We start from the raw sequence: 578 nt of genomic DNA on the forward strand, positions 1-578 counted from the left end.
GTCCCTACGACAATATGCGGTGGCTTTTTTAGTTTCTCGGTCATTTTCTGCTTATCCGTACCACCAACAAGGAGCTTTGAAGTCCATTTCTGTTCTTTCCCGGCGAAATGAATAATTTTTTTTACCTCATCATGAATTTGCATAGCTAATTCACGTGTTGGTGCTGTAATAACGAATTGAACAGATTGCTTGTCCTCCTCTATTTTATTAACAAGCGGTAATAAATACGCGTGTGTTTTCCCTGAACCTGTATGAGATTGTCCAATGACACTTTTTCCGCTTAGGATTGCCGGTATAACTTTCGCCTGAATATCGGTTGGCTCACTAAATTGCAGTTTATCGACAACATCTATCATAAAAGTATGAAACGCAAACTTTTTAAAATTAATCTTTTCCATTTAAATACTCCTTTAGGTGCTTCAAGCACACTTTTTAAAACCCCGTGAATGCAAAATTCATTCACTGAGCAACTACTACTGCCCTAAATTTCGCTAAATTTCCTTAGTTTCATTATAAAACACATTCCTTATCCATGCATTATAAATCGACATTCTTTATATAAATTGAAAGGGCTCTGT

The 578-nt window shown here is 36.2% G+C and carries 1 protein-coding gene; it reads right to left on the minus strand.

The features are described from left to right. Positions 1 to 398: DEAD/DEAH box helicase (locus AC3G7N_RS21990; RefSeq protein WP_489424246.1), on the minus strand; the 398-nt coding region annotated here is incomplete at its 3' end. Positions 399 to 578: the final 180 nt, after the last annotated feature.

Source organism: Virgibacillus carmonensis, assembly GCF_057836705.1.